The sequence below is a fragment of the Pseudomonas sp. AC247 genome (assembly GCF_979258015.1).
This window is the reverse complement of the sequence record NZ_OZ409829.1, coordinates 4,171,302-4,194,179: the sequence shown is the minus strand read 5'-3', so window position 1 is coordinate 4,194,179 and position 22,878 is coordinate 4,171,302. Positions and strand designations below refer to the sequence as shown.

Sequence of the window (22,878 nt, the reverse complement as noted above, 5' to 3'; positions counted from 1 at the left end):
TCAGTTCTCCAGCACGTCGAGCAGGCCAAGGGGCAGCGGAACGTCCATCACACGGTCGAACAGCAGGTACAGACCGATGGCCATCAGCGTGGTAACTACGATGCTCGGCATCCAGCGACCGCCATACAGGCGCGCCATCGGAATGCCGATGAGGATGCTGCTGAGGATGAAACCCAGCGGTTCGAACAGACCGGCGAACACCAGCAACAGCGCGACGCAGATAGCAATCTTGGTCAGGGTTTCGCGATCCAGTGGCGGCTCGTCCTCACTGTGTTTGATCGGCGCCGGGCGAAACACCATGTACAACAGCGCCGCGCCCATCAGGCCGAGCATCAGCAGCGGGAAGGCGCGCGGGCCGACCGGTTCGTAGGAAAAAGCCGCTTGGTACGGCCACGCCATCAGTGCCAGGCCGACACAGACCAGCAACAGCACCGAGGCGAAAATGCGTTGAATAAGCATGGGAGCTCCTGGGCCGCGCTCCCGCAACCGGGAGCGCAGCCGCTAGACAGAGGCGATCACTGGATCAGGCCGAACTCTTTGGCCAGCACTTTGTAGTCGGCAACTTGCTTCTTCACGTAGGTGTCCAGTTCCGGGCCGGTCATGGCGAACGGGAACAGTTCACGCTGATCGCGCAGCTTGGCGAACTCGTCGGAGGCCAGCAGTTTGTCGAACGAGTCTTTCCACCAGGCGTAGTCTTCGTCGCTGACTTTTGGCCCCAGGTAGAAACCGCGAACCACCGGCCAGACGATGTCGTAGCCTTGCTCGCGAGCGGTCGGGATGTCTTTCATTTCCGGCTCGTCGAGACGCTTGTCGGCGAACACCGCGAGCAGGCGCATGTCACCGCTCTGGATGTGCGGCATGGAGTCGGATATGTCGGTACTGCCGACCTGGATGTGACCGCCGAGCAGGGCGGTGGCGATTTCGCCGCCGCCTTCGAGGGCGACATACCGCAGGTCGCGCGGGTTGATCCCGGCAGCCTTGGCGATCAGTGCGGTTTGCATCCAGTCCTGGCTGCCAACGGTGCCGCCGGAACCAATGACCACCGAGCTTGGATCTTTCTTCAATGCCTGAACGAGATCGTCGAGGGTCTTGTAGGGCGAATCGCTTTTCACCGCGATGGCGCCGTAGCTGGTGCCGACAGCCGCCAGCCAGCGCACGTTGGTTTCATCGAAACGCCCGAACTTGCCTTGCGCCAGGTTCAGCAACGAACCGCTCGACCACGCGACCAGCGTGCCGGCATCGGCCGGACGCTGCGCGACCACCGCGTTGTACGCCACTGCGCCGACACCGCCAGGCATGTAAGTCACGCGCATCGGTTTACTCAGCAACTTCTGGTTGACCAGCGCGCTCTGCACCAGTTTGCAGGTCAGGTCAAAACCACCACCCGGCGATGCCGGCGCAATGCATTCCGGACGTTTCGGTTCGGCCATCAGTTGGCCGGCAAACAGGATGCAACTGGCGGCCAGTGCAACTTTACGCAGTGACAAATTCATTGGTCTCTCCACAGTTTCTTGTTGTAGGTGCTTTGTGTAGGAGCTGCCGAAGGCTGCGATCTTTTGATCTTGATCTTGATCTTCGACGTTTCAATTAATTACCAAAGTGCAACGCTGTAGCTCACCAGCAACCGCACTTCATCCGCATCGCGAGCCGAGTAATTTGAACGGTAAGTGGCATTCCTCAAACGCACGGCGACATCCTTCAAGGCGCCGCTTTGTACTACATATTTGATCTCGGTGTTGCGCTCCCACTCTTTGCCTTCTTCGCCGTTCTTGAGCTTGATGTTGTCACCGCTCAAGTAGCGGCTCATGAAGCTCAGGCCCGGGATGCCGAGTTTGGCGAAGTCGAAGTCGTAGCGTGCCTGCCAGGAGCGTTCTTCCGCGCCGGCGAAGTCGTTGATCTGCACGAAGTTGACCAGGTACGGGTCGCTGCCATCGACATACGGGAACGCGCTGTCGCCAGACATGTGCTGATAACCGGCGCTGAACTTGTGGCCGCTCAGCGCGTAACTGACCAGACCGTTGAGCGAGCGGTTGTCGATTTCGCCGCCACGGGCTGCGCCCTGATCATCACTGACGGCAAAGCGCAGGTCAGTGGCGAACGTGCCCGGGCCCATCGGCCGCGAGGCAACCAGGCCGAAGAAGTGCTGGTTGTAGACTTCGTCGAGTTGCGCGAAGTGGTAACTGCCGGTGATCTTGTCGGTGAACTTGTAATCCACGCCGCCAAAATCGAAGTGCTTGCCGGCGGCGGTGCCAGCGAAACGACTGTTCTTGTTATTGAGGGCGATGTCCTCGAAATCGGTGCTGTCGCGATCCTTGGCTTTCTCCAGTCGGCCACCGGTGAAGGTCAGGTTCTTGATCTCTTTGGAGGTCAGCAAACCGCCTTCAAAGGTTTGCGGCAGGATGCGCCCGTCGTTTGGCTTGAGGATCGGCAGTTCAGGAATCAGGCTGCCGATTTTAAGTTCTGTGGCGGAGATTTTTACTTTGCCGGTCAGACCTAGTTTGGAGTACTCGTCTGCCGCGCGCCCGTCATCGTGGGTCGGCAACAGGCCGGTGCCGGTGCGATCCGGGCTGGAATCGAGTTTGACCCCGAGCATGCCCAGCGCATCGACACCGAAGCCTACGGTGCCATCGGTGTAACCCGATTGCAGATTGAGCATGAAGCCCTGGGCCCATTCGTCACGCTTGGATTGCTGGGCGCTGGTGCCATCGCGAAAGTCGCGGTTGAAATACATGTTGCGGGTTTCGAAGGTGGCGCTGCTGTCTTCAATGAAGTCGGCAAAACTCAGCGGCGAAAAACCGGCAAGGGCGGCGGCACTGGCGAGGGCGGTGTGGCTGAAACGGGAAGGGCGAACAGGCGTGGATGCCTGCGGCTGCATGGACGGCATGCGGGTGTACTCCGTTTATTGTTCTTATTGGTCGAAAACGCTTCGTGGCGTTTTTCGTATCGCTGTGTGGCAGCAGCGACGGCAGCCGGGATTGTCCGTGGGCCGACTCTAACCGGCTAACCTTTCGCTAACCTTTCAGCTGACTTTCAATGTTTTCGGGCTTCACAGCGGCGGTTGCGGCTGTAAACTCCGCGGCAAAGAGTGGCGCCGGCCACCCCTGAACGAGGTAAAAATCCATGCGTGTTCTGCTCGTCGAAGACCATCTGCAACTGGCCGAAAGTGTCGCCCAGGCGCTCAAGAGCACCGGTCTGACCGTGGACGTGTTGCACGATGGCGTGGCTGCTGACCTGGCATTGAGCAGCGAGGAATACGCCGTGGCGATCCTCGATGTCGGCCTGCCGCGCATGGACGGATTTGAAGTGCTGGCGCGTCTGCGTGCCCGTGGAAAAAATCTGCCGGTGCTGATGCTGACGGCGCGCAGTGATGTGAAAGACCGCGTGCACGGCCTCAATCTGGGGGCTGACGATTACCTCGCCAAACCGTTTGAACTGACTGAGCTGGAGGCGCGGGTCAAAGCCCTGCTGCGGCGCAGCGTGCTCGGCGGCGAACGTCAGCAGCGTTGTGGCGTGCTGGCCTACGACCTCGACACCCGACGCTTCACTCTTGGCGAAGATTTGCTGACCCTGACGTCCCGCGAGCAAGCGGTGCTCGAAGCGCTGATCGCCCGACCGGGGCGGGTGATGAGCAAGGAGCAACTGGCCGCGCAGGTGTTCGGCCTCGATGAGGAGGCCAGCCCGGACGCCATCGAAATCTATGTGCACCGGTTGCGCAAGAAGCTCGACGGCCAGCCCGTCGCCATCGTGACCTTCCGTGGCCTCGGTTACCTGCTGGAAAGCCGCGATGCATAAGCCCAGCAGCCTGCGCTGGCGGTTGCTGTGGAACCTCGCGTTATTGCTGGTGGTGTTGATGCTCGCCAGTGGTTTGAGCGCTTACTGGAACGGGCGCGAAGCCGCCGACACGGCGTACGACCGCACCTTGCTGGCCTCGGCGCGGACCATTGCGGCCGGTTTGTCCCAGCGTGACGGCAGCCTCAGCGCCGATGTGCCTTACGTGGCCCTCGATACCTTCGCCTACGACAGCGCCGGGCGGATTTATTACCAGGTCAACGACATTCATCAAAAGCTGATTTCCGGCTACGAAAACCTTCCCGGCCCGCCGCCCGGCACCAAGCGCACAGACAGTTATCCGGCGCTCGCGCGGTTCTACAACGCCACCTACAACGGCCAGAACGTGCGCGTGGTCAGCCTGCTGAAAGCGGTCACCGAGCCCAACATGAACGGCATGGCGGAAATTCGCGTCGCCGAAACCGATGAAGCACGCGTGAGCATGGCGCGCAGTCTGGCGGCCGATACGTTGCTGCGTCTGGGCATGTTGGCGATCGGCGCGTTGCTATTGGTCTGGTTCGCTGTCAGTGCGGCATTGCGACCGCTTGAGCGTTTGCGCACCGCTGTGGAAGAACGTCAGCCCGATGATTTGCGGCCATTGCCACTGGTCGAGGTGCAACATGAGTTATGGCCATTGGTGCGCGCCCTCAACCACTTCACCGAGCGCTTGCGTGGCCAGTTCGAGCGACAGGCGCAGTTTATTGCCGACGCGGCGCATGAATTGCGCACGCCATTGGCGGCATTGAAGGCGCGGCTGGAGTTGGGCCTGCGTTCGAATGAACCGGAAACCTGGCGCACGACGTTGGAATCATCGGCACAAAGCACCGATCGCCTGACTCATTTGGCCAATCAATTGCTGTCGCTGGCGCGCGTCGAAAACGGCGCGCGGGCGATTGCCGAGGGCGGGGCGCAGTTGCTTGATCTGAGCCAGTTGGCGCGGGAACTGGGCATGGCCATGGCACCCTTGGCGCACAAGCGCGGGGTGGCACTGGCATTGGAGGCGGATGAGCCGGTGTGGCTGCGCGGTGAACCGACATTGCTCAATGAGCTGCTGAGCAATCTGGTGGATAACGCCCTGGCGCACACGCCACCGGGCGGCAACGTGATTTTGCGCGTGACGGCGCCGGCGGTGCTTGAGGTGGAAGACGACGGGCCGGGGATTCCTCTGGAGGAGCGCGATCGGGTGTTCGAGCGATTTTACCGGCGTAATCAGCAGGTGGCCGGGTCTGGATTGGGCTTGGCGATTGTCGGCGAGATTTGCCGGGCGCATCTGGCGCAGATCAGTCTGCATGATGGCGAGGAGGCGGGGTTGAAGGTGCGGGTCAGCTTTGTTGCCGGGTGATTGCGGCGCCTTTGATGGCCTCTTCGCGAGCAGGCTCACTCCTACATTGAAATGCGGTCTTCTGTAGGAGTGAGCCTGCTCGCGATGGCCTCCCCAAGGTTGCGGATCAGTAGAACATCGTCCGCGATTCTTCCAGATCCGCGCACAGTTCCTTGTTGTCCGGGTCAATCCCAAGCTTCCTGAACGCCGGCACGCTCAACGGATCAATCCGCGCAAACGGATGATCGGTGCCCTTGCGGCAATACAGGCTCGCCACTTGCACCAGATCGACGTAATCGATCTCTGCCGAATCTCGTTTGAAATCCTGATACAGCCCCGGCAGTTCCACCAATCGTTCAGGAAACTCCCAGACGCGCAGCAGCTTGTCGCCGAGCAACGGATGAATGTGGTCGATTACATGGTTGAGGCTGACCGGATCCGACAGCAGTTCGTAGTGATCTTCGGCGTACGTCAGAATCGGTAGCACGCCGATCTGATGCACCAGCCCCCCCAGCGCCGCTTGATCCGGCTTGAGTTGGGTGTAGCGACGGCACAGCGCGTAGCTGACCCCGGCGATCTCCAGACTGCTGCGCCAGACTTCACGCATTTTCTGTTCGACCACCTCGGAGCGCGCGTGGAAAATCTGCTCCATCACCAGGCCGATCGCCAGGTTGCTGCTGTAGTTGATTCCCAACCGGGTGATGGCGGTGTGCAGGTCGGTGACTTCCTGCGCGGCGCGCAGCAACGGGCTGTTGACCACTTTGATCAGGCGCGCCGACAGCGCAGTGTCCCGGCCGATAACTTTACTCAAATCGCTGACGCTGATTTCCGGGTCTTCAGCGGCCTTGCGAATTTGCAGGGCCACTTCCGGCAACGTGGGCAGAACCAGGTCATCGTTATCGATGGCCTCAACCAAATCCTGTTGGACCTTTTCCGCCAGTTCGCTCATTTAGACTCTCTAGGGTGTTGCAACAAATGCTGCGATCAGCGCTGGATTTCGCGGTCGCGATCCAGTTCATACGGCAGGTCGAGCAGATGCAGCGCAGGGCCTTCGAGGGCGCCCAGATGCAAATCACCGGCTTCGGCAGCTTCGGCTTGCAGCACCGCCAGGAGTTCAATGTTTTCGCCTGCGCTGGCGGCCAGTACCACTTCACCGATGGCGCTGTTGTGGCTCGGCGCAAACAGTTGTGTGCCTGGCTCCGGCAGTTCGGTGGCGTTCAGGCTCAAGCGATACAAGCGACGCTTGAGTTTGCCCAGGTACTGCATGCGCGCGACGATTTCCTGGCCGGTGTAGCAGCCTTTCTTGAAACTCACGCCGCCGACGGCTTGCAGGTTGAGCATCTGCGGGATGAACAACTCGCGGGTGCTCGGCATGACCTGACCAATACCGGCACGGATCTGGCCCAGCAGCCATTGGTTCAGTTCACCTTGCGCGAGGATTGCCGCCAGTTTGGTCTTGATCGCATCAGCCTGATCCGCAGGCACCCAGAGCTCGGCGCGATGGGGCGACACGCGAATCGCGATCAGGCCTTCGGTGCGCACCACGCTGTCGGTTTCTGTTGGCAAGTCCAGACCGAGGCTGGTCAGGGCACTGTCACCGTGCTCCAGGCCGAAGCGCACCCAGGAAGCACTTTCATCGGTCAGTTTCGACTTGGAGAACACCGCGTACTTTTTCAGGTCCGCCAGTTGCGGCTCGAGCAACTCGCTGGCCATTGCCAGAACCACGCCGTCACCTTCGAGCAGAATGCGGAAACTCGACTGCATCCGGCCTTTCTGCGTGCAACGGGCGCCAAGGCTGGCGCGGCTGTCGCTGAGGTAATTGAGGTTGCAGGTCAGTTGGCCTTGCAGGAATTTTCCGGCATCCGCGCCGCGAACCGCGAGAACGCCTTCATGAGACAGGGTGCAGAAAAAAGCAGAATCGGCCATGGGTCATCGCAGGGTAAATAGACTGGGGCACATCATAAGGGCGCGTTGTTGAAATGGGTAGTTGATAAAGGATCGATGGTGCCCGACCAAAGCCGACTGTGCGACCCGTCTCGGGGCTGTATACTTGCCGCCAAATTTGAGGAGGGCCCCATGGTCGAACAAGTTGAACTGAATCGCCTCTTTTGGCACAGCCGTCGCGGCATGCTTGAGCTTGACGTATTGCTGGTGCCGTTCGTGAAGGAGGTTTACGCGACGTTGAACCAGGTGGATCGCGATCTGTATGTGCGTCTGCTGACGTGCGAGGATCAGGACATGTTCGGCTGGTTCATGGAGCGCAGCGAGTCTGAAGATCCGGAATTGCAGCGCATGGTTCGCATGATTCTGGATCGTGTCCAGCCCAAGTAATACGTTCGAATGCCGCTGGCATGCCTCTGGGCAGTTGCTGGCGGCGTATCTGTTGGCCCAGGCGTTCGCCCTGGGTGCTTTGTTTCTTCTGTCGATTCCACTCTGGGCCAGTCTGCTCGGGGTTTTTGGCTGTCTGCTCCACGGGTTCTGGACATTGCCCCGACAGATTCTGCTGACTCACCGAACGGCTTTCTGCGGGTTGCGCCGCGACGCCGATGGCTGGCAGCTGTGGAATCAGGCGAAGGGCTGGCAAGCGGTGCAACTGCGCCCGGACAGTCTGGCGCTGCCACTGATCGTGGTGCTGCGCTTTCGTTTGCGCGGGGAATGGCGGGTTCGATCGGTTTGTGTGCCGCGAGACTCGCAGGTCGCCGATGTGCATCGACGCCTGCGCGTGCGGCTCAAGTTCAGCCGACGTAGGTGGGCGGCACCAGAATAGTGTCGAGTGCCTCGGGCAGCATGTCCGGATAGTCAAGGGTGTAATGCAGGCCGCGACTTTCCTTGCGTTCCATGGCAGAGCAGATCATCAGTTCGGCGACTTGCGCAAGATTGCGCAGCTCGATCAGGTCGCGGCTGACTTTATAGTTGCTGTAAAACTCGTCGATCTCGTCCAGCAGCAGGCGCACGCGATGTTGCGCCCGTTGCAGGCGCTTGTTGGTGCGCACGATGCCGACGTAGTCCCACATGAACCGGCGCAGTTCATCCCAGTTGTGCGCGATGATTACGTCTTCATCGGAGTCGGTCACCTGACTGGCGTCCCAGACGGGCAGGGCGCTTGGCGCATCGACATCGTCCAGTTGCGCGAGAATGTCCGCCGCCGCCGAACGGGCGTAGACGAAACATTCCAGCAGCGAATTGCTGGCCATGCGGTTGGCGCCGTGCAGGCCGGTGAAGCTGGTTTCGCCGATGGCATACAAGCCCGGCACGTCGGTGCGGCCGCTCTGGTCGACCATAACGCCGCCGCAGGTGTAATGCGCGGCGGGGACAACCGGGATTGGCTGTTTAGTGATGTCGATGCCGAAACCGAGGCAGCGCTCATAAACAGTCGGGAAGTGCGTCTTGATGAAATCTTCGGGCTTGTGGCTGATGTCGAGATAAACGCAGTCGATGCCCAGGCGCTTCATTTCATGGTCGATGGCGCGGGCAACGATATCGCGCGGGGCCAGTTCGGCGCGTTTGTCGAAGCGGTACATGAAGCGTTCGCCGTTTGGCAGCTTCAAGTGGGCGCCTTCGCCGCGCAGGGCTTCGGTAATAAGGAAGCTTTTCGCTTGCGGGTGATAGAGGCAGGTCGGGTGGAACTGATTGAATTCCAGGTTCGCCACGCGGCAGCCAGAGCGCCAGGCCATGGCAATGCCGTCGCCACAAGCGCCGTCCGGGTTGCTGGTATAGAGGTAGACCTTGGCCGCGCCACCCGAGGCGAGAATCACGAAGCGTGCGCCGTAGGTGTCGACTTCGCCGGTTTTGCGATTCAGCACGTAGGCGCCGAGGCAGCGATCGCCGTCCATGCCCAGGCGGCGTTCGGTGATCAGATCGACGGCAACCCGCTGTTCGAGCAGCTCAACGTTTGAGCGCTCCTTGGCTTGGGTCAGCAGGGTTTTGAAAATGGCCGCGCCAGTGGCATCGGCGGCGTGGATGATGCGCCGATGGCTGTGTCCGCCTTCGCGGGTCAGGTGGAATTCGAAACCGCCGTCTTCCGTGCCGGACTGTTCGTCGCGGGTGAACGGTACGCCTTGGTCGATCAACCATTGAATGGCTTCACGGCTGTGCTCGACGGTAAAGCGCACAGCGTCTTCGTGACACAGCCCGCCACCGGCGTTAAGGGTGTCGTCGACGTGGGATTCGACAGTATCGGTGTCGTCGAGAACGGCAGCGACGCCACCCTGGGCCCAGAAAGTGGAGCCGTTGGCGAGATCGCCTTTGCTTAAAACAGCAATGCGCAAATGACCCGGTAGGGTCAGCGCAAGACTCAAACCGGCAGCACCGCTGCCAATGACCAGAACATCATGTTGGAATTGTTGGCTCATTACAGGATTCCGCTCAAAGCGACCCGGGTCGGGGGTGGCGCAATTCGCCTGGATCGGCGAGTCAAGTCAGCCACACAGCCCACTAGTATATAGAGGGGTGGAGCGGCACAATAGCCGGGCCCATATGGCATTGTGAAACTACTGTGACGGGGAAAAGCGGGTGCTTCGTCGGAAGTTTTTTTCGGCTGCGGCGGGAAAAGACGACTGTATCGGCGCTGAAACAGTGTTTTTCTGCCCAGAGTTGCCCATTGTCGGGTCGGCACGGCTATAAATAATTGGAACTTTTGCCAAAGGCCCAAGATCAATAGACGGTGCCAGAAACAAGGGACAGTATCGGCTTCAGTGCGGAATCTGTGGTTGAGGTTCCTGCCGGCGAAACCGATAACAAGATTATTCGCGCAGCCGGTTTATCCCGCGCTGCGTTTTTCGTGCGTGCCAAATCAGAGCCCGCAGGAAACTTGCCTGGAGGGGGAGAACTTTTGCGAAAAGCCCGAGTCTATGTTTGCAAGTCTGGTCGTTTAGTTATGCAAGTCTCCTTCGGGCTTATCGAGGAGTGTTCATGCTAACCCAGGAAGAGGATCAGCAGCTGGTCGAGCGCGTTCAACGCGGCGACAAGCGAGCTTTCGATCTGTTGGTGCTGAAATATCAGCACAAGATTCTCGGGTTGATCGTGCGTTTCGTGCACGACACCCATGAAGCCCAGGACGTGGCTCAGGAAGCCTTTATCAAGGCGTATCGAGCACTTGGAAACTTTCGCGGCGACAGTGCGTTTTATACGTGGCTGTACCGTATTGCCATTAACACGGCGAAGAACTACCTGGTTTCTCGCGGCCGTCGGCCGCCGGATAGCGATGTAAGTTCAGAGGATGCAGAGTTCTACGATGGCGATCACGGCCTCAAGGATCTCGAATCACCAGAACGTGCACTGCTGCGGGATGAGATCGAAGGCACCGTCCATCGAACCATTCAGCAACTGCCAGAGGATTTGCGTACGGCGTTAACTTTACGTGAATTCGATGGTCTGAGTTACGAGGACATTGCGAGCGTCATGCAGTGTCCGGTGGGTACCGTGCGCTCCCGGATTTTCCGCGCTCGGGAGGCCATCGATAAAGCCCTGCAGCCGTTGTTGCAGGAAAACTGAGACAGCGGCGACAGCCAAGAGAGGAACGCCATGAGTCGTGAAGCCCTGCAGGAATCGCTGTCCGCAGTGATGGATAACGAAGCGGACGAACTGGAATTGCGTCGAGTGCTTAGCGCACTGGATGATGTTGATACCCGTGAGACCTGGGCTCGTTACCAGATCGCTCGGGCAGCCATGCACAAGGATCTGCTGCTGCCACGTCTGGACATCGCTGCGGCAGTATCTGCTGCACTGGAAGACGAAACGGCTCCGGCCAAAGTATCGCGTAGCCCATGGCGCAACCTCGGCCGTCTGGCTGTTGCAGCCTCGGTAACTGTTGCCGTTCTGGCCGGTGTTCGCCTGTACAACCAGGACGAAATCGCTGGTGTTGAACTGGCTCAGCAATCCAATCAGCCAACCCTGGCCACTCCACAGGTGAAAGGTCCGGCTGTTCTGGCAGGCTATAGTGAGAGTTCCGAAGCCACTGGCCCTATGGCCAACGGCGTACTGCAAGGTCAACCGGGCTGGCACGATCAGCGTCTGCCAGGTTACCTGCGTCAGCACGCTCAACAGGCTGCACTGAAAGGCACTGAAAGCGCGCTGCCATACGCACGTGCAGCAAGCCTGGAAAACCGTTAAGGAGGATCATGCGCGCCATACCTCTACTTTCGCTTCTGCTGAGTGGCTGGTTCATTGTTCCAGCCCACGCCGACGAGGCCCAGGACTGGTTGACCCGTCTGGGCCAGGCCGAGCAGCAGCAAAGCTTTCACGGCACCTTCGTTTACGAGCGTAACGGTAGTTTTTCTACCCATAACATCTGGCACCGCGTCCAGAATGGCCAGGTCCGCGAGCGTTTGCTTCAGCTCGACGGCTCGGCTCAGGAAGTCGTGCGCATTGATGGACATACTCAATGCGTCAGCGGCACCCTGATCGCCGGGCTGGGGGATTCTCCCAACTCTGCCGCTCGTGCTCTCGATCCGCAAAAGCTGAAGAACTGGTATGACCTTGCTGTCATCGGCAAGTCGCGCGTGGCCGGGCGGGACGCAGTGATCGTAGCGCTGACGCCCCGTGACCAGCATCGCTACGGTTTTGAACTGCATCTGGACAAGAAGACAGGCCTGCCATTGAAGTCGTTGCTGTTGAACGACAAGGGGCAGTTGCTTGAGCGCTTCCAGTTCACCAGCCTCAACACTGACGACGTGCCGTCGGACAAAGATCTGCAAGCAGACGCCGACTGCAAGGCCATTGCGCTGGACAGTGACAAGGCCTCTGCGGTCAAAACCGCTCAGGTCTGGCACTCGGAGTGGCTGCCGCCAGGGTTCGAATTGACCAGCAGTAATTCGCACAAAGATCCGGAAACCAAGACTCAGGTCAGCAGCTTGCTGTATGACGACGGTCTGGCGCGTTTCTCGGTATTCCTTGAGCCGTTGAACGGTGCGACTGTTACCGACACCCGCACGCAGTTGGGTCCTACGGTTGCTGTTTCTCGTCGCCTGACAACGCCTGAAGGCGAGATGATGGTGACGGTGGTCGGGGAGATTCCAATCGGCACCGCCGAACGAATTGCTCTGTCAATGCGTAATACTGATGGCGCTGCAACCAGCAAGCAGTGAGCTGATTTCAGTCATTCCCACTCCGTCGTCGAGACGTAGAAATGTTTGCTGAGCATTTTCATTTGCAAATCACTTGAAAGTTTTTTATAGGTCAGAGCCTCACGGCTCTGGCCTTGTTTGTTGTTGCCGGAACAAAAATGCCGGTCTGTGGTTTCCGGTGTTCCTTGCTCCATATCGCTTAACCCTGCTCGTCGTAACGGGAGCTGTATGTCGATACCTAGCTTGAAGTCTTATTTCTCCATTCTCGCCACCGTGCTGGTGCTCGGTCAGGCGATCCCTGCTGCGCAAGCAGCCGATCTGCCTGATTTCACCCAATTGGTCGAACAAGCGTCGCCTGCGGTAGTGAACATCAGTACCACGCAGAAACTGCCGGATCGCAAAGTGAACCAGCAGATGCCGGATCTGGAAGGCTTGCCGCCGATGTTGCGCGAGTTCTTCGAACGCGGCATGCCGCCTCAGCAGCGTTCGCCGGGCGGTGGTGGCCGTCAGCGTGAAGCGCAGTCGCTGGGTTCGGGCTTCATCATTTCCTCGGATGGCTACATCCTGACCAATAACCATGTGATCGCCGATGCCGATGAAATCCTCGTGCGTCTGGCCGATCGCAGCGAAATGAAAGCCAAGCTGATCGGCACCGACCCGCGCTCCGACGTGGCCCTGCTGAAAATCGAAGGCAAAGACCTGCCAGTGCTCAAACTGGGTAAATCCCAGGACCTGAAAGCCGGCCAGTGGGTTGTCGCGATCGGCTCGCCATTCGGCTTTGACCATACCGTGACCCAAGGCATCGTCAGCGCCGTCGGTCGTAGCCTGCCGAACGAAAACTATGTGCCGTTCATCCAGACCGACGTGCCGATCAACCCGGGTAACTCCGGTGGCCCGCTGTTCAACCTGAACGGTGAAGTGGTCGGGATCAACTCGCAGATCTACACCCGTTCCGGAGGCTTCATGGGCGTGTCGTTCGCCATCCCGATCGATGTGGCGATGGACGTTTCCAATCAGCTCAAGAGCGGTGGCAAGGTCAGCCGTGGCTGGCTGGGCGTGGTCATCCAGGAAGTGAACAAGGATCTGGCCGAGTCGTTCGGTCTGGACAAACCGGCCGGTGCGCTGGTGGCACAAATCCAGGATGACGGCCCGGCAGCCAAGGGTGGCCTGCAAGTGGGTGATGTGATCCTGAGCATGAACGGCCAGCCGATCGTCATGTCCGCTGACCTGCCACATCTTGTCGGTGCGCTGAAGGCTGGCGCCAAGGCCAATCTGGAAGTGATTCGTGAAGGCAAGCGCAAGAACGTCGAACTGACTGTTGGCGCCATCCCGGACGAAGACAAAGAACTGGATGCACTGCCGAAGTCCGGCGCTGAAACCACCAGCAATCGTCTCGGTGTTGCCGTCGGCGAGTTGACCGCTGAGCAGAAGAAAACCTACGACCTCAAGGGTGGTGTGGTGATCAAAGAAGTGCAGGACGGTCCGGCTGCCCTGATCGGTCTGCAACCGGGTGATGTGATCACGCACCTGAACAACCAGGCCATCGGCTCCACCAAGGAGTTCGGCGAGATCGCCAAAGCGCTGCCGAAGAATCGCTCGGTATCGATGCGGGTTCTGCGTCAAGGTCGCGCCAGCTTCATCACCTTCAAACTGGCTGAATAAACCAGCGGCAAGGTAAAAAACAAACCGCCTCGAAAGAGGCGGTTTTTTGTGTCCGAAGGTTTTGTGTTACTGGGTAAAACTCAGCCCATCATGTCCTTGATCATGCGTTCTTGCTCCATCAGCTCGCGCTGGCGGGCATCGATGCGAGACGACAGCGGGAAGTTGTTACCCGCCTTGCGCTTGGCGAAGTCGAGCTGCTGGATCGCCTGACGGTAATCGCCAACCAACGCGAAGTATTCGGCGCGAGCCTGATGCAGGCCGATGATGTTGCCCGACAAGCCACGGGTTTCGGCGACCTGATACCAGACGTCCGGATCGTTCGGGCGCGACTTCAGCAAGCCTTCCAGTGCCTTCTCCGCATCGGCGGAGCGATTTTGCTTCAACAGCAAATCTACGCGCACCTGATTCAGCGGATAGTTGCCCGGATACTGCGTGAGCATCCGGTCGACACGCGACTGTGCGTCAGGCAGACGATTGTTGGTGATGTCCAGATCAACCTGCGCGAGATTGTAGATGATCTCGTTCGGCGACTTGGCCAGCAGCTGTTTCAGGTTCTCGCGCGCTTCATTCAACTGGCCCCCCTTTATCTGAGCGATTGCCAGACCGTAGCGGGCCACATCGTTTTGCGGGTTCTCATCCAGTTGTGCGCGGAAACGCTTGGCGCCCAGGCCTGGGGTTTCTTCGTAGATCAACTGCACGCGCGCACGTATCAATTGATAGCGCATGCTGTCTTCGATGCCGCCCGGTTTCGCCTGTTCGGCGCGGTTGCGGGTGTCGGCGATACGCGATTCGGTAACCGGGTGAGTCAGCAGGAATTCGGGTGGTTTTGCATCGAAACGGTACTGACGCATCAAGCGTTCGAACATGGTCGGCATCGAGCGCGGATCGTAGCCGGCCTTTTCCAGATTGAGGATGCCGATGCGGTCGGCTTCTTGTTCGTTCTGGCGCGAGAACGTGCGTTGTGCCTGTATAGCCGCCGCCTGGGTGCCGGCGATGGCCGCGATCCCGGCATCACCGCCACCCGCGGCGGCGATGACGATACCGGCCAGCAGCGCGGCCATCATCGGCACCTGCATGCGTTGCGAGGCTTCGACGCCGCGAGCAAAGTGGCGTTGCGACAAGTGAGCCAATTCGTGCGCCAATACCGAGGCGTATTCGCCCTCGGTCTGTGCGTTGAGGAACAAGCCGCCGTTGACCCCGACCACGCCGCCCGGCGCCGCGAAGGCGTTGAGCTGCGGGCTGTTGATCAGAATAAATTCGAGACGTCGGTCGGTTACCTGGCTGGTTTCCACCAGCTTGTACACGCTGGACTCGACGTAGTCCTTGAGCTGCGGATCATTGAGCTGTGAAACCTGGCTGCGCAACATCGCCAGCCACGCGCGGCCAAGCTGATATTCCTGTTGCGGTGAGACAATGGCAGAACTGGCGTCGCCGAGTGACGGCAGATCGTCGGCAAAGCCCGGTGAGGCGAGCAGGCAAGCGAGCGTCAGCAGGGTAGGGCGCAGAAAAGTCATGCACAAAGCCTTAGAAGACAAAGACCTTACTGTAGCCGGACACCGGGCTTGCGACCAGATATTCTAGGCAGCTCGACAGACCTGAACCGGAGTGACGCAATGACCGACGCTGTAGCCCATGACGTGGAACTGGACGCCAGTGGCCTGAATTGTCCGTTGCCGTTGCTCAAGGCAAAAATGGAACTCAACAAGCTCCAGAGTGGCGCTGTACTCAAGGTGATCGCCACCGATGCCGGCTCGCAACGTGACTTTCGCACCTTCGCTAAATTGGCCGGTCACACGTTGCTGCGCGAAGAAGACGACGCCGGCGTTTACCGTTACTGGTTGAAAAAAGCCTGAAAGCGACTGCGTAAAAGACCTAAGGATTATTGATGTTCAAAGTGTTACGCGACTGGATTCAGCGCTACTTCTCCGATGAAGAAGCCGTGGTGCTGGCGGTGCTGCTGATTCTCGCCTTCACCGCCGTGCTCACCCTCGGCGGCATGCTCGCGCCGGTGTTGGCTGGGATGGTGCTGGCGTACCTGATGCAGGGGCTGGTCGTCACCCTTGAGCGCTTGCGCGTGCCGGGTGGTGCGGCGGTGGGTCTGGTGTTTGCGCTGTTCATGGGCGTGTTGCTGCTGTTCATCGTCGTGGTATTGCCGCTGCTTTGGCACCAATTGATCACGCTGTTCAACGAGCTGCCGGGCATGCTCGCCAAGTGGCAATCGTTGCTTTTATTGTTACCGGAGCGTTATCCGCACCTGGTCTCCGACGAGCAAGTGTTGCAGGCCATCGAGGCGGCGCGTGGCGAGATCGGCAAGTTCGGTCAGTGGGCGCTGACCTTTTCGCTGTCGAGCCTGCCGCTGTTGGTCAACATCATGATCTACCTGGTGCTGGTGCCGATCCTGGTGTTTTTCTTCCTCAAGGATCGGGTGATGATCGGCGAATGGGTGCGCGGTTACCTGCCGCGTGAGCGTGCGCTGATTACCCGGGTCGCGCAGGAAATGAACCGTCAGATCGCCAATTACATCCGCGGCAAGGTCATCGAGATCGTCATTTGTGGCGGCGTGACTTACGTCGCGTTCGTCGCCCTCGGGCTCAACTATGCGGCGCTGCTGGCGTTATTGGTGGGGGTTTCGGTGGTGGTGCCGTATGTCGGTGCAGTGGTAGTGACCGTGCCGGTGCTGCTGATTGCGCTGTTCCAGTGGGGTTGGAGCGATCAGTTCATCTATTTGATGGCGGTCTACGGGATCATCCAGACACTGGATGGCAACGTGCTGGTGCCGTTACTGTTCTCGGAGGCGGTCAACTTGCACCCGGTGGCAATTATCTGCGCAGTGCTGTTGTTTGGCGGGTTGTGGGGGTTTTGGGGCGTGTTCTTTGCGATCCCGCTGGCGACGCTGTTCAAGGCGGTGCTGGATGCGTGGCCGCGCAAGGAGCCTGAAGTTTCGCCGCTGCTTTAGTGGTTGATCCGGATTGTTCGGTGCGGCTTAAGGCCTCATCGCTGGCAAGCCAGCTCCCACAGGGTTTTCGGTGCACACAAAACCTGTGGGAGCTGGCTTGCCAGCGATGGCGCCAGAGAAGACGCCAGAGAAACATCAGGCCTTGTTCAAATTCTGCGCAGCAGCCAGAACGGCATCCACATGCCCCGGCACTTTCACACCGCGCCATTCCTGACGCAGCACGCCGTCCTTATCAATCAGGAAGGTGCTGCGATCAACGCCCAGGTATTCCTTGCCGTACAGCTTCTTCAACTTGATCACGTCGAACAACTGGCAAACCGCCTCGTCCTTGTCGCTGATCAACTCGAACGGAAACTCCTGCTTGCACTTGAAGTTCTCGTGGGACTTCAAGCTGTCGCGGGAGATACCGAAGATTTCGGTGTTGGCAGTCTGGAACGCCGCGTACTGATCACGAAAGCCCTGGCCTTCGGTAGTGCAGCCCGGCGTGCTGTCCTTCGGGTAGAAGTAGATCACCACTTGCTTGCCCTTCAGGGCAGACAGGCTGACGATTTGCCCGCTGGTGGCAGGTGCTTCGAAATCGGCAACCGGTTGGTCGATGACAACGGCCATGAAAGCTTCCTTACATTGGGTTCTGTGGGCGCCAAGGCTCGATCAGCGCGTCCAGATTCATCGCATCAGAGAAGTCGAGGAACTGGTCGCGCAGCCAACTGATCTGGGTGCCGGCCGGCAGGGTCACGGTGAACGTGGCGTTGAGCATGGTGCCGCCGGTCTGTGGCGCCTGATACGTGTCGCAGGTCAGGTTTTCCAGCTCGACGTTGTGGTCCATGAAGAACTGGCACAGTTCATTGATGATGTCCGGGCGATACGCCGAACTCACATAAGCCACGTACGGCAGGGCCTGCGGACGATTTTCCAGCGGCGCGCTGCGCACTACGTTAACGGTGAAGGCGTGTTTTTTGGACAGGCTCGGCAAGCTGCCTTCCAGGCGAGCGAGGGCGTCCCAGCTGCCGGAGACCTCAAGGATCAGCGCACTGCATTCGCCGTGGCGAGTCAGGCGCGAAGTAACCACGGCGCAGCGATTTTCATGGCTGGCGCGGCACAGGACGTTAGTCAGCTCCATGGGGTTGGCGCCGAGGGCACTGATGACAAGGAATTGTTCGCGAACTGTGGGGGTGGACATGCAGCATTCCTAAAGCGATGAGCGGTCGGTAGGTTACGGACGTTTGCCGCCGGGAGTGCCTGTTATGGCTATCCTTGCAGAGAGGCCCGGCAAGCGCTCGCGGCTCGCTCCACTATAGCGGGAGCGCGTCGATGCGACGCAGGAACGGGGTCTGGGAGGCCGTAAAGGGAGGCTGGAACCCGGCATACAAGCTGATCAGTACCGATCAAAGTCTGAAGGGTAGCGAAAAGCGGCGCCAAGGGGAATGGCGGCAGCGCAGTACTTCGCTTGTGCAAGCATCTTGGCGCCAGTACCATTACCGCTCTCTTTTTCCGGCAGGAGCGGTTTCATGATTGCGGGCAGTATGGTGGCACTGGTCACTCCCATGGATGCACAAGGGCGTCTTGACTGGGACAGCCTCAGCAAACTCGTGGACTTCCATCTCAAGAACGGCACCCATGCCATTGTCGCGGTCGGTACTACCGGCGAGTCGGCAACCCTTGATGTAGAAGAACACATCGCCGTCATCAAAGCCGTGGTCAAACAGGTTGCCGGGCGCATCCCGGTCATCGCCGGCACTGGCGCCAACTCGACCCGCGAAGCCGTCGAGCTGACCCGCAACGCCAAAGAAGCCGGCGCCGATGCCTGCCTGCTGGTCGTTCCGTACTACAACAAGCCGACTCAGGAAGGTCTGTACCAGCACTTCAAGCACATCGCTGAATCGGTCGACATTCCACAGATTCTCTACAACGTTCCGGGCCGCACCTCTTGCGACATGCAGGCCGAGACCGTGATTCGCCTGTCTACCGTGCCGAACATCATCGGTATCAAGGAAGCCACTGGCGACCTGAAGCGCGCCAAAGCGATCATCGATGGTGTGAGCAAGGATTTCATCGTGTTGTCCGGCGATGATCCGACCGCCGTTGAACTGATCCTGCTCGGCGGCAAAGGCAACATCTCCGTGACCGCCAACGTCGCTCCGCGCGAAATGGCCGACCTGTGCGAGGCCGCTCTCAAGGGCGACGCCGACACCGCACGGGCAATCAACGAAAAACTGATGCCACTGCACAAAGACCTGTTCATCGAAGCCAACCCGATTCCGGTGAAGTGGGCTCTGGTTGAAATGGGCCTGATGCACGAAGGCATCCGCTTGCCGCTGACCTGGCTGAGCACACCTTGTCATGAAACGCTGCGCTCGGCCCTGCGCCAGTGCAGCGTCCTGGTTTAATTGAGGAAGTACAACGCATGAAGCGAATGGCCGGACTTTCCGCACTTGCCTTGATTATCTCCAGCACCAGTGGCTGCGGATGGGTCTGGGGCCCGGAAGGTTATTTCCGTGACCGTGGTAGCGATTACCTGGAAGCGCAACAGACTGCACCGATGCAACTGCCACCGGATGTCAACACTTCCAAGCGTCTGGATCCGCTGCTGCCGATCCCGCGTAACGTCGCTGATGACACCGCCAAGGGCGAATACATTGTGCCGCGTCCTCAGCCGCTGTCGGCCGTTGCCGATGCCAGCGATTACTCGCTGCAAAAGAGCGGTGATTCGCGTTGGGTCGTGGCCCAGCATCCACCGGCCGAAGTCTGGCCAGTGGCGGTGCAGTTCTTCCAGGACAACGGTTTCCGTCTGGACGAACAGCGCCCGCAGACCGGTGAATTCACCACCACCTGGCAGCATTCCGACGAACTGTCCGCGTCCATGGCCAAGCGCCTGAGCGCAGCCGGTATCGCCAGCGACAGCGAAACCCGCGTGCGTGTGCGTATCGAGCCAGGCGTGCAGCGCAACACCAGTGAAATCTACGTGGTCAGCGCCGAGCGTCCTGCCGGCAGCACCGCCGATGTCGATTTCACCAACCGTTCGGTCAACACTGGCCTGGACGCAGCGCTGGTCGACGACATGCTCGCGAGCATGAGCCGGATCTCCGAGAAGGGCGGTTCGGTGTCGATGTTGGCTTCGCGTGATTTCGATACGCCGAGCCGTGTCAGCCTCAGCGAAGACGGCAGCGGTAACCCGGTGTTGAACGTTGGTACCGATCTGGATCGTGCCTGGTCAAGCGTTGGCCGTGCACTGGAACAAGGCGAATGGCGCGTTGAAGACATCAACCGCAGCCTCGGCCTGTACTACATCAACCTGGCCGAAAAAGCCGAGAAGAAAGACGACAAGCCTGGTTTCTTCAGCAGCCTGTTCGGCAGTGCGCCGACCAAGGAAGAAGTTGAATCCCGTGCCGAGCGTTATCAGGTTCGCCTGAGCAAGGTTGGCGAGAACATTCAGGTGACCGTCGAGAAAAACATCAACACCGTCGCGCCGGCTGAAGTGGCGCGCAAAGTGCTGAGCGTGATTCAGGACAACCTGGGCTGATCAACCATGCGTTTTGCCGTTCTCGGCAGCGGTAGCCAAGGGAACGGCACGCTGATCGCCAGTGCTGATACGTATGTGCTGGTGGATTGTGGTTTTTCCCTGCGGGAAACCGAAAAACGCCTGTTGCGCCTGGGTGTGAACCCGGCGCAATTGAGCGCGATACTCGTAACCCACGAACATGCCGACCACGTGCATGGCGTGGGTTTACTGTCTCGGCGCTACAATCTACCGGTCTACCTCAGTCGCGGCACCCTGCGCGGGATGCGCAAACCGATAGAACCCGCAGGCTTTCTGGCCGGCGGCGAGCAACTGCAGATCGGTGCTCTGAACGTCGGGGTCATTGCCGTGGCCCATGATGCGCAGGAACCGACTCAGTATGTCTTCAGTGATCAAGAGCAGCGGCGCTTCGGCCTGCTGACCGACCTGGGTTCTTACTGCGAGCGGGTGCTGGACGGTTATCGGGATCTCGATGCGTTGATGATCGAGTCCAACCATTGTCGCGACATGCTGGCCCGTGGGCACTACCCGTACTTTCTCAAGCAAAGGGTGGGCGGCGAGCTGGGACATTTGAACAACCACCAGGCGGCATTCCTGGTGTCCGAGTTGGGCTGGCAGGGCTTGCAACACCTTGTCCTGGCTCATCTGAGCAGCAAGAACAACCTGCCGCAGCTGGCCCGGCAATGTTTTGTCGACACCCTCGGGTGCGACCCGGACTGGCTGCAACTGGCCGATCAAGATTCAGGGCTCGACTGGCGCCACATCGCCTAGCCCACCTACTTAGCAAGCGGAGCCCATCATGGAAAAACGTGAAGAACTCTACCGCGGCAAAGCCAAATCGGTTTACAAGACCGACGACGCTGACCGCTTGATCCTGCTGTTTCGCAACGACACCTCGGCGTTCGACGGCAAGCGCATCGAGCAGCTCGACCGCAAAGGCATGGTCAACAACAAGTTCAACGCCTTCATCATGCAGAAACTCGAAGCGGCCGGCATTCCGACCCAATTCGACAAACTGCTGGCCGACAACGAAGTCCTGGTGAAGAAACTCGACATGATCCCGGTCGAGTGCGTCGTGCGTAACTACGCCGCCGGCAGCCTGGTCAAGCGTCTGGGCGTCGAAGAAGGCCTGAAGCTCAACCCTTACACCTTCGAGCTGTTCCTCAAGGACGACGCCAAGGGCGACCCGTTCATCAACGAATCCCACGTTGTGGCATTCGGTTGGGGCACTGCCGAGCAACTGGTTCGCATGAAAGAACTGTCGCTCAAGGTCAACGAAGTGCTGACCAAACTGTTCGACGACGCCGGTCTGCTGCTGGTCGACTTTAAGCTTGAATTCGGCGTGTTCAGCGACGGCTCCATCGTCCTCGGTGACGAGTTCAGCCCGGACGGCTGCCGTCTGTGGGACAAGGACACCAAGAAGAAAATGGACAAAGACCGCTTCCGTCAGGGCCTCGGTGACGTCATCGAAGCCTACGAAGAAGTCGCCAATCGTCTGGGTGTACCGCTTTAATCGACGCAAGCATCTGATAGCACGAAGAAATTTTCGAAAGAGGGTTTGCTTTCGGTAAAAGTGTTGTTATGATGCGCGCCGTTGGAGAGATGCCAGAGTGGCCGAATGGGACGGATTCGAAATCCGTTGTACCTTCACCGGTACCTAGGGTTCGAATCCCTATCTCTCCGCCATTACATAGAAAAAGCCCCGTAGCTGAGAAGCTGCGGGGCTTTTTTGTTGGCGTTGCATCAACGAGAAAACATGAAAAAGCCCCACAGGCCAAAACCTGTGGGGCTTTTGCATTTCTGCGGGATTACATCACCCCGCACCTCCAGCCAATCAAGGCTGCGAGTGGCCCAACTTGCGCTTGATCAGTTCATACACATCCTTATGCGTCGAGTTGTGCAGCGTCTTGTCCTTGCAGGCCGAGCTGAGGAAGGTTTTCACTTCTTCCTTGGCGTGCGGGTAGAGGCTGGCGACGTAGTCGGCTTCGTGTGTTTGTGTGCAGTTGAAGTGCATGTCGTCTTTTGCTTTGTCTCTGGCCATGTTTGCGGCTCCTTTTGAGTTTGAATGATCGGGAGAAAACAGGGCCGGATGGCCCCCTGCGTTGCTGAGCGTAGGGGGGCAAATTGAGCCCGCCAGTCATTCGGTCAAAAAAGGAAGGGGCTGTAGGACGCAGCCTTTTATCGACTCACGCGGTTAAATTTCCTTGACCGGTGTTTCGCCATGCACCGCTTTGATCAACCCGATCACATGCAGACAATCCGCCTTGTTCACATACGACTCGCCACTGGCAATGGTCTCGTGGTTGCCTGCGCGCAGTCTCCAGCGCCATTGCCCTTTACCGGTGCTCGAGGTGCCTCTGGATTGCCTGTAAATCTCGAAATACATTCAGTTCGCTCCATGCGATGGGTGTGTGCGACAGCCTGTGTGGCGCATCGACGCAAGCCTAGCGCAGGCGGGTTTTTTGGCTATCGAGGATTTGTTTCCAATCGTTCGCGAATGTTTCCGAGAACCGCGAGCCAGAGCGCAGGA

The 22,878-nt window shown here is 59.1% G+C and carries 26 protein-coding genes and 1 tRNA gene; 15 read left to right on the top strand and 12 right to left on the bottom strand.

From position 1 onward, the window contains the following. From ACZZ0B_RS18980 to ACZZ0B_RS18970, 3 genes are all read right to left on the bottom strand, one after another. Positions 1-459 carry a tripartite tricarboxylate transporter TctB family protein gene (locus ACZZ0B_RS18980; RefSeq protein WP_053118040.1) on the bottom strand — a complete coding sequence of 153 codons (459 nt, stop codon included), beginning with the start codon at positions 457-459 and terminating at the stop codon, positions 1-3. Between the two features lie 56 nt (positions 460-515). Continuing rightward, on the bottom strand, positions 516-1,493 hold the full coding sequence (locus ACZZ0B_RS18975) for a Bug family tripartite tricarboxylate transporter substrate binding protein (protein WP_034153137.1): 978 nt from the start codon (positions 1,491-1,493) through the stop codon (positions 516-518). 98 nt (positions 1,494-1,591) lie between these two features. Beyond that, positions 1,592-2,884, bottom strand: coding sequence for an OprD family porin (locus ACZZ0B_RS18970; protein WP_440096327.1), 1,293 nt, complete (start codon positions 2,882-2,884; stop codon positions 1,592-1,594). A gap of 236 nt (positions 2,885-3,120) precedes the next feature. Here ACZZ0B_RS18970 and ACZZ0B_RS18965 point away from each other — a divergent pair, with 236 nt between their 5' ends. Together ACZZ0B_RS18965 and ACZZ0B_RS18960 are read left to right on the top strand one after the other, a co-directional pair. Next, entirely contained in the window at positions 3,121-3,792 is a 672-nt protein-coding gene (locus ACZZ0B_RS18965) for a response regulator (RefSeq protein ID WP_008083565.1), read from the top strand. Continuing rightward, positions 3,785-5,170 carry a sensor histidine kinase gene (locus ACZZ0B_RS18960; protein WP_008083567.1) on the top strand — a complete coding sequence of 462 codons (1,386 nt, stop codon included), beginning with the start codon at positions 3,785-3,787 and terminating at the stop codon, positions 5,168-5,170. Before ACZZ0B_RS18965 ends, ACZZ0B_RS18960 begins: the two co-directional genes overlap by 8 nt. Positions 5,171-5,276: 106 nt before the next feature. Here the strand turns inward: ACZZ0B_RS18960 and ACZZ0B_RS18955 are convergent, their stop codons facing one another. Further along, complete coding sequence (locus tag ACZZ0B_RS18955) at positions 5,277-6,098, bottom strand: HDOD domain-containing protein (RefSeq protein ID WP_463545978.1); 822 nt, start codon at positions 6,096-6,098, stop codon at positions 5,277-5,279. Positions 6,099-6,133: 35 nt separating this feature from the next. Further along, the gene (ygfZ, locus tag ACZZ0B_RS18950) at positions 6,134-7,075 is read right to left on the bottom strand and encodes a CAF17-like 4Fe-4S cluster assembly/insertion protein YgfZ (protein ID WP_463545977.1); all 942 of its coding nucleotides are present in this window, start codon (positions 7,073-7,075) and stop codon (positions 6,134-6,136) included. A gap of 150 nt (positions 7,076-7,225) precedes the next feature. On the opposite strand from ygfZ, the gene ACZZ0B_RS18945 reads away from it, so the two are divergent. Next, the gene (locus ACZZ0B_RS18945) at positions 7,226-7,480 is read left to right on the top strand and encodes an FAD assembly factor SdhE (protein ID WP_053118052.1); all 255 of its coding nucleotides are present in this window, start codon (positions 7,226-7,228) and stop codon (positions 7,478-7,480) included. Further along, positions 7,464-7,916 carry a protein YgfX gene (locus ACZZ0B_RS18940; protein ID WP_045122945.1) on the top strand — a complete coding sequence of 151 codons (453 nt, stop codon included), beginning with the start codon at positions 7,464-7,466 and terminating at the stop codon, positions 7,914-7,916. Before ACZZ0B_RS18945 ends, ACZZ0B_RS18940 begins: the two co-directional genes overlap by 17 nt. Here the strand turns inward: ACZZ0B_RS18940 and nadB are convergent. After that, a complete protein-coding gene (gene nadB / locus ACZZ0B_RS18935) occupies positions 7,885-9,501 on the bottom strand; it encodes an L-aspartate oxidase (RefSeq protein ID WP_463545976.1) in 1,617 nt (538 codons plus the stop codon). The two genes, ACZZ0B_RS18940 and nadB, sit on opposite strands and share 32 nt — an antisense overlap. A 559-nt stretch (positions 9,502-10,060) precedes the next feature. On the opposite strand from nadB, the gene rpoE reads away from it, so the two are divergent. From rpoE to ACZZ0B_RS18920, 3 genes are read left to right on the top strand one after another with little or no spacing between them, the layout of a single operon-like run. Further along, a complete protein-coding gene (gene rpoE / locus ACZZ0B_RS18930) occupies positions 10,061-10,642 on the top strand; it encodes an RNA polymerase sigma factor RpoE (protein WP_003172477.1) in 582 nt (193 codons plus the stop codon). A 30-nt stretch (positions 10,643-10,672) separates the two neighbouring features. After that, complete coding sequence (locus tag ACZZ0B_RS18925; protein ID WP_008077804.1) at positions 10,673-11,260, top strand: sigma-E factor negative regulatory protein; 588 nt, start codon at positions 10,673-10,675, stop codon at positions 11,258-11,260. A gap of 8 nt (positions 11,261-11,268) precedes the next feature. Beyond that, positions 11,269-12,234, top strand: a complete 966-nt coding sequence (locus tag ACZZ0B_RS18920) for a MucB/RseB C-terminal domain-containing protein (RefSeq protein WP_463545975.1) — start codon at positions 11,269-11,271, stop codon at positions 12,232-12,234. A gap of 11 nt (positions 12,235-12,245) precedes the next feature. Here ACZZ0B_RS18920 and ACZZ0B_RS18915 read toward each other — a convergent pair whose 3' ends face one another. After that, a complete protein-coding gene (locus ACZZ0B_RS18915) occupies positions 12,246-12,407 on the bottom strand; it encodes a hypothetical protein (protein ID WP_008077806.1) in 162 nt (53 codons plus the stop codon). 34 nt (positions 12,408-12,441) lie between these two features. Between ACZZ0B_RS18915 and ACZZ0B_RS18910 the strand changes: the two genes are divergently transcribed. Next, positions 12,442-13,875 (top strand): DegQ family serine endoprotease, encoded by a 1,434-nt coding sequence (locus tag ACZZ0B_RS18910; protein ID WP_008077807.1) that lies wholly within the window; start codon positions 12,442-12,444, stop codon positions 13,873-13,875. A gap of 80 nt (positions 13,876-13,955) precedes the next feature. On the opposite strand, the gene ACZZ0B_RS18905 is transcribed toward ACZZ0B_RS18910, so the two are convergent. Continuing rightward, positions 13,956-15,389, bottom strand: a complete 1,434-nt coding sequence (locus ACZZ0B_RS18905) for a M48 family metalloprotease (RefSeq protein ID WP_440096322.1) — start codon at positions 15,387-15,389, stop codon at positions 13,956-13,958. 99 nt (positions 15,390-15,488) lie between these two features. Here ACZZ0B_RS18905 and ACZZ0B_RS18900 point away from each other — a divergent pair, with 99 nt between their 5' ends. Together ACZZ0B_RS18900 and ACZZ0B_RS18895 are read left to right on the top strand one after the other, a co-directional pair. Further along, positions 15,489-15,728, top strand: coding sequence for a sulfurtransferase TusA family protein (locus ACZZ0B_RS18900; protein ID WP_435035377.1), 240 nt, complete (start codon positions 15,489-15,491; stop codon positions 15,726-15,728). A 32-nt stretch (positions 15,729-15,760) separates the two neighbouring features. Continuing rightward, positions 15,761-16,831 carry an AI-2E family transporter gene (locus tag ACZZ0B_RS18895; protein WP_158833713.1) on the top strand — a complete coding sequence of 357 codons (1,071 nt, stop codon included), beginning with the start codon at positions 15,761-15,763 and terminating at the stop codon, positions 16,829-16,831. A 135-nt stretch (positions 16,832-16,966) separates the two neighbouring features. On the opposite strand, the gene ACZZ0B_RS18890 is transcribed toward ACZZ0B_RS18895, so the two are convergent. Continuing rightward, on the bottom strand, positions 16,967-17,440 hold the full coding sequence (locus ACZZ0B_RS18890) for a peroxiredoxin (protein WP_463545974.1): 474 nt from the start codon (positions 17,438-17,440) through the stop codon (positions 16,967-16,969). Between the two features lie 10 nt (positions 17,441-17,450). Then, positions 17,451-18,011, bottom strand: a complete 561-nt coding sequence (locus ACZZ0B_RS18885; protein WP_008077813.1) for a glycine cleavage system transcriptional repressor — start codon at positions 18,009-18,011, stop codon at positions 17,451-17,453. Between the two features lie 328 nt (positions 18,012-18,339). On the opposite strand from ACZZ0B_RS18885, the gene dapA reads away from it, so the two are divergent. The 5 genes from dapA (at position 18,340) to ACZZ0B_RS18860 (ending at position 22,034) form a co-directional block, all read left to right on the top strand. Beyond that, the gene (gene dapA, locus ACZZ0B_RS18880) at positions 18,340-19,218 is read left to right on the top strand and encodes a 4-hydroxy-tetrahydrodipicolinate synthase (protein WP_007911392.1); all 879 of its coding nucleotides are present in this window, start codon (positions 18,340-18,342) and stop codon (positions 19,216-19,218) included. 17 nt (positions 19,219-19,235) lie between these two features. Further along, a complete protein-coding gene (gene bamC, locus ACZZ0B_RS18875; RefSeq protein WP_008077818.1) occupies positions 19,236-20,351 on the top strand; it encodes an outer membrane protein assembly factor BamC in 1,116 nt (371 codons plus the stop codon). Between the two features lie 6 nt (positions 20,352-20,357). Then, a complete protein-coding gene (locus ACZZ0B_RS18870) occupies positions 20,358-21,119 on the top strand; it encodes an MBL fold metallo-hydrolase (RefSeq protein ID WP_158833715.1) in 762 nt (253 codons plus the stop codon). Between the two features lie 28 nt (positions 21,120-21,147). Next, positions 21,148-21,861, top strand: coding sequence for a phosphoribosylaminoimidazolesuccinocarboxamide synthase (purC, locus tag ACZZ0B_RS18865; protein WP_008077821.1), 714 nt, complete (start codon positions 21,148-21,150; stop codon positions 21,859-21,861). Between the two features lie 83 nt (positions 21,862-21,944). Next, a tRNA-Ser gene (locus ACZZ0B_RS18860) sits at positions 21,945-22,034 on the top strand. A 148-nt stretch (positions 22,035-22,182) separates the two neighbouring features. Here ACZZ0B_RS18860 and ACZZ0B_RS18855 read toward each other — a convergent pair. Both ACZZ0B_RS18855 and ACZZ0B_RS18850 read right to left on the bottom strand, forming a co-directional pair. Further along, the gene (locus ACZZ0B_RS18855; protein WP_158833717.1) at positions 22,183-22,389 is read right to left on the bottom strand and encodes a hypothetical protein; all 207 of its coding nucleotides are present in this window, start codon (positions 22,387-22,389) and stop codon (positions 22,183-22,185) included. Positions 22,390-22,542: 153 nt separating this feature from the next. Continuing rightward, on the bottom strand, positions 22,543-22,734 hold the full coding sequence (locus ACZZ0B_RS18850; protein WP_463545973.1) for a YegP family protein: 192 nt from the start codon (positions 22,732-22,734) through the stop codon (positions 22,543-22,545). Positions 22,735-22,878: the final 144 nt, after the last annotated feature.

Coding starts and splice junctions, on each gene's coding strand:
- ACZZ0B_RS18910 (WP_008077807.1), top strand. CDS start 12,442: ATGTCGATACCTAGCTTGAAGTCTTATTTCTCCATTCTCGCCACCGTG.
- ACZZ0B_RS18925 (WP_008077804.1), top strand. CDS start 10,673: ATGAGTCGTGAAGCCCTGCAGGAATCGCTGTCCGCAGTGATGGATAAC.
- ACZZ0B_RS18850 (WP_463545973.1), bottom strand. CDS start 22,734: ATGTATTTCGAGATTTACAGGCAATCCAGAGGCACCTCGAGCACCGGT.
- ACZZ0B_RS18885 (WP_008077813.1), bottom strand. CDS start 18,011: ATGTCCACCCCCACAGTTCGCGAACAATTCCTTGTCATCAGTGCCCTC.
- ACZZ0B_RS18855 (WP_158833717.1), bottom strand. CDS start 22,389: ATGGCCAGAGACAAAGCAAAAGACGACATGCACTTCAACTGCACACAA.
- ACZZ0B_RS18980 (WP_053118040.1), bottom strand. CDS start 459: ATGCTTATTCAACGCATTTTCGCCTCGGTGCTGTTGCTGGTCTGTGTC.
- ACZZ0B_RS18895 (WP_158833713.1), top strand. CDS start 15,761: ATGTTCAAAGTGTTACGCGACTGGATTCAGCGCTACTTCTCCGATGAA.
- nadB (WP_463545976.1), bottom strand. CDS start 9,501: ATGAGCCAACAATTCCAACATGATGTTCTGGTCATTGGCAGCGGTGCT.
- ygfZ (WP_463545977.1), bottom strand. CDS start 7,075: ATGGCCGATTCTGCTTTTTTCTGCACCCTGTCTCATGAAGGCGTTCTC.
- ACZZ0B_RS18905 (WP_440096322.1), bottom strand. CDS start 15,389: ATGACTTTTCTGCGCCCTACCCTGCTGACGCTCGCTTGCCTGCTCGCC.
- ACZZ0B_RS18920 (WP_463545975.1), top strand. CDS start 11,269: ATGCGCGCCATACCTCTACTTTCGCTTCTGCTGAGTGGCTGGTTCATT.
- bamC (WP_008077818.1), top strand. CDS start 19,236: ATGAAGCGAATGGCCGGACTTTCCGCACTTGCCTTGATTATCTCCAGC.
- dapA (WP_007911392.1), top strand. CDS start 18,340: ATGATTGCGGGCAGTATGGTGGCACTGGTCACTCCCATGGATGCACAA.
- ACZZ0B_RS18960 (WP_008083567.1), top strand. CDS start 3,785: ATGCATAAGCCCAGCAGCCTGCGCTGGCGGTTGCTGTGGAACCTCGCG.
- rpoE (WP_003172477.1), top strand. CDS start 10,061: ATGCTAACCCAGGAAGAGGATCAGCAGCTGGTCGAGCGCGTTCAACGC.
- ACZZ0B_RS18915 (WP_008077806.1), bottom strand. CDS start 12,407: ATGGAGCAAGGAACACCGGAAACCACAGACCGGCATTTTTGTTCCGGC.
- ACZZ0B_RS18870 (WP_158833715.1), top strand. CDS start 20,358: ATGCGTTTTGCCGTTCTCGGCAGCGGTAGCCAAGGGAACGGCACGCTG.
- ACZZ0B_RS18945 (WP_053118052.1), top strand. CDS start 7,226: ATGGTCGAACAAGTTGAACTGAATCGCCTCTTTTGGCACAGCCGTCGC.
- ACZZ0B_RS18975 (WP_034153137.1), bottom strand. CDS start 1,493: ATGAATTTGTCACTGCGTAAAGTTGCACTGGCCGCCAGTTGCATCCTG.
- ACZZ0B_RS18965 (WP_008083565.1), top strand. CDS start 3,121: ATGCGTGTTCTGCTCGTCGAAGACCATCTGCAACTGGCCGAAAGTGTC.
- purC (WP_008077821.1), top strand. CDS start 21,148: ATGGAAAAACGTGAAGAACTCTACCGCGGCAAAGCCAAATCGGTTTAC.
- ACZZ0B_RS18890 (WP_463545974.1), bottom strand. CDS start 17,440: ATGGCCGTTGTCATCGACCAACCGGTTGCCGATTTCGAAGCACCTGCC.
- ACZZ0B_RS18955 (WP_463545978.1), bottom strand. CDS start 6,098: ATGAGCGAACTGGCGGAAAAGGTCCAACAGGATTTGGTTGAGGCCATC.
- ACZZ0B_RS18900 (WP_435035377.1), top strand. CDS start 15,489: ATGACCGACGCTGTAGCCCATGACGTGGAACTGGACGCCAGTGGCCTG.
- ACZZ0B_RS18970 (WP_440096327.1), bottom strand. CDS start 2,884: ATGCCGTCCATGCAGCCGCAGGCATCCACGCCTGTTCGCCCTTCCCGT.